This is a genomic window from Sulfuricurvum sp. RIFOXYD12_FULL_44_77 (genome assembly GCF_001830725.1).
Lineage (GTDB): Bacteria > Campylobacterota > Campylobacteria > Campylobacterales > Sulfurimonadaceae > Sulfuricurvum > Sulfuricurvum kujiense_A.
The window spans coordinates 1-2,863 of record NZ_MIBU01000273.1; the positions used below are offsets into that span (position 1 = coordinate 1).

The window sequence follows — 2,863 nt, forward strand, 5'->3', positions numbered from 1 at the left end:
AGACATCACTCCGCTCTCAAAGAGACTTTTGTCTTCAGCTTTATAAAACAGTGCTTTATCCGCCATTTTTAAATACTGTGCGATGCGGTTTATCAGATTGTAATCTTGTATGGTCGATGTATGAACCGCTACACACCCTTTTTTTAGCATTATGGCGATATTGCTCAGAGCACCTGAGTCGCTCAAAGCACTCACTGCTGTCTCGATCGTTGCTCCGTTATTTGAATTACGGTGTTGTTGAACAAACTCGAGTGTAATCTCATTATCAATACGGGGAATCGAGTCACTTGCTAATACGGCCGTTGTAACACCGCCGCTGAGTGCACGGCGAGAGAGTTTTTCAAGATTGGTTCGATTGAGTTGAGAATCTTTCAGACGTACATCGGTATCGATCAGTCCGGGAATTAAATAACACCCATCCGCATTGATGATCTCATCACCGCCAAGATTCTCTCCGATCTGGGTAATTACCCCCTCTTCAATCCGAACATCGCTACGACGTTCTCCATTGATATCACAGATAATTGCGCCCTTAATGATCATATAAACGCTCCCGTTGCTCTTTTGTAGGTATAATTACGGTATTTTAGTCCAAGAAATGTTAAAGGTACCTCTAAAGTGCTCAAGTTCATTGTGTTTTTACTCCCTTTACTCCTCTATGGCGCTCCTGATATGTATAAAACAGGCAAAAATCTCTATTTTTCCAAAGGGTGCAACGGCTGTCATGGGGTATCGGCAAGCGGAACAAATCGCTATCCTCCTCTTGCTTATCGACGCAAACCGTTTTTAATGTCAAAACTAAAAAATTACCGTGCCAAACAAGGAACAACTCAGCAATCCCAGCTAATGATCCCTTTTGCCATGGAACTTAGCGATAAAGAGATTGATGCCTTGACCACCTTTTTAAGCGAATACAACGAAAATAAAAGCAATTACAAACCTGATTTCAGTACACGAGGAGACGGAGGATCATGAAACTACTCGTCAGTGCATTGGAGCACTCTGCTAATGTCCATTTATCCTATCTGCTCAAAGAGCTGGGTGAAGAGGTCGTTTTAAGCGGGATATTTGATAACACGTTGGGAGAGAGCATTGTCGATTTGCGCTCCACATCGGTCATGGGATTTGTTGATGCGATTAAAAAGCTCCCTTTTTTCTTCCGATTGAAAGATCAGATGGTGGAACTCTCAGCGTCAGCAGATAAAGTACTGCTGATCGATTCCTCAGGGTTTAACCTCCCCTTGGCTAAAGCGATCCGTAAACACTATCCCGATAAAGAGATCATCTACTACATCCTTCCGCAAGCGTGGGCATGGAAGAAGAAACGGATTCCCGTTTTAGAAAAAACGATCACGAAACTCTGTTCTATCCTCCCGTTTGAACCTTCATATTATTCCAAAGATGCCCCCATCGAATACGTCGGACATCCCCTTCTCGATGAGATCACTATCCGAAAAACATCTCTCGAACCTACGGGAAAAATCACCTTTATGCCCGGGAGCCGCCCAGGAGAGATAAAACGGCTAATGCCGGTTTTTAGAGAGCTCCGTTCTATGTTAGAAACGCGTGCCTTGATCGTTATCCCGCCCCATTTCACCGCGGAACAAATTTCAGAACTCTACGGCGATATATCCACCTTTGAGATTACTCACGAAGCGCATCAAAGCCTAGCAGAATCTGATTTTGCCTTTATATGCAGCGGAACAGCAACACTTGAAGCCTCTTTGATCGGTACACCGTTTATACTCGCTTATATCGCCAAATCACTCGATTACGCAATTGCTTCACGTTTAGTAAAGCTAAATTACGTCGGATTAGGAAATATCTTATTTTCCCATAAATACGGACGTAAACTGCATCCTGAGTTTATTCAAAACTCCGTCAATGCACAAAATCTGTATAATGCGTATCAACAAATGGATAAAACCGCTTTTTTTAACGATGCGGCTTCATTGCGTGAACTTTTGGGTCATGGAAGCGCCCAACGTGTCAGTACACTTATCAAGGATAACAATGCTTAGAATTTTTTCATGGATGAAAACCAAAATACGTCACATTAGCAATGATAAAATCATCCCGTATACCTTTGCCCTCAGTGATGGTCCGATGCTGTTTCGGGATCTTTTAAAAACCAATAAAATGTATCAAGAGGGGCTAAAACTTGAGGGGAAAATTCCCGGATTTCGTCTCAGTATCGGGAGAAGCTACCTCGTTTTTATCGCCCTTTGGCATCTAATTTTGCTCCCTGCTTCAGCACTTTTACACACTGTTTTAGCAAAAATAGATTGTCATCTTTTGATTTTGATGGCGATACTCTTTACGGGGATGTTTTTTGCTACCTACGCCATTTTCAAAGAGTATCTGATCGATACGGTCGCATTAAAGATTATCAAAACGGCATGGGAAAATCATTTTCCCCATTTCGATTATGATTTGCACGCTAAAGAGGTAGCAAAGATTTATTCCGAAGCATTGGAAAAAGAGATACCGCATAAAAATATGCAGCTTTATATTTTAGATCGTCTCGTGGAGATGAAAAAATAAATATCTAGCGGCTTAGGGTGATTACCCGAGCCAAATCGCTATCCATATTGAGCAAGTGAGTACGAAACCAATCTCCCAATCGATCCTTCACATACGCTTTGGCAAACATCAGTTTGCCGCTTGAAGCTTTCTCTCTGAAATAATTCATCTCATCAAATGCTTTTTGGTGCTCTTGTTTATGTTCGGCTTTGTTCGGATAAACAACGCTATCCATATCCGCCTCTTCTTCGGCAAAATGTCCCTGAGTATGAAGAACAACCGCATCAAAAGCTTCTAAAAACTCACTATCCGTCGCATTTTTGAGTGTGTCGTACAACAC

General features: G+C 42.1%; 4 protein-coding genes and 1 pseudogene. 3 read left to right on the plus strand and 2 right to left on the minus strand.

The window, feature by feature from the left end; translation table 11 throughout:
• Positions 1 to 543 (minus strand): annotated as a pseudogene (locus A2517_RS09905) (dihydroorotase); the annotation flags it as partial.
• A 75-nt stretch (positions 544 to 618) separates the two neighbouring features.
• On the opposite strand from A2517_RS09905, the gene A2517_RS09910 reads away from it, so the two are divergent.
• Genes A2517_RS09910 through A2517_RS09920 form a run of 3 tightly spaced genes read left to right on the plus strand, consistent with a single transcriptional unit; the run spans position 619 to position 2,544 of the window.
• Positions 619 to 975 carry a c-type cytochrome gene (locus A2517_RS09910; RefSeq protein WP_294896572.1) on the plus strand — a complete coding sequence of 119 codons (357 nt, stop codon included), beginning with the start codon at positions 619 to 621 and terminating at the stop codon, positions 973 to 975.
• A complete protein-coding gene (lpxB, locus tag A2517_RS09915) occupies positions 972 to 2,021 on the plus strand; it encodes a lipid-A-disaccharide synthase (RefSeq protein WP_294896574.1) in 1,050 nt (349 codons plus the stop codon). Before A2517_RS09910 ends, lpxB begins: the two co-directional genes overlap by 4 nt.
• Positions 2,014 to 2,544 (plus strand): hypothetical protein, encoded by a 531-nt coding sequence (locus A2517_RS09920; RefSeq protein ID WP_294896576.1) that lies wholly within the window; start codon positions 2,014 to 2,016, stop codon positions 2,542 to 2,544. The genes lpxB and A2517_RS09920 overlap by 8 nt, the downstream gene beginning before the upstream one ends.
• A 4-nt stretch (positions 2,545 to 2,548) precedes the next feature.
• On the opposite strand, the gene A2517_RS09925 is transcribed toward A2517_RS09920, so the two are convergent.
• The coding region (locus tag A2517_RS09925; protein ID WP_294896578.1) for a hemerythrin family protein at positions 2,549 to 2,863 on the minus strand (315 nt) is incomplete at its 5' end.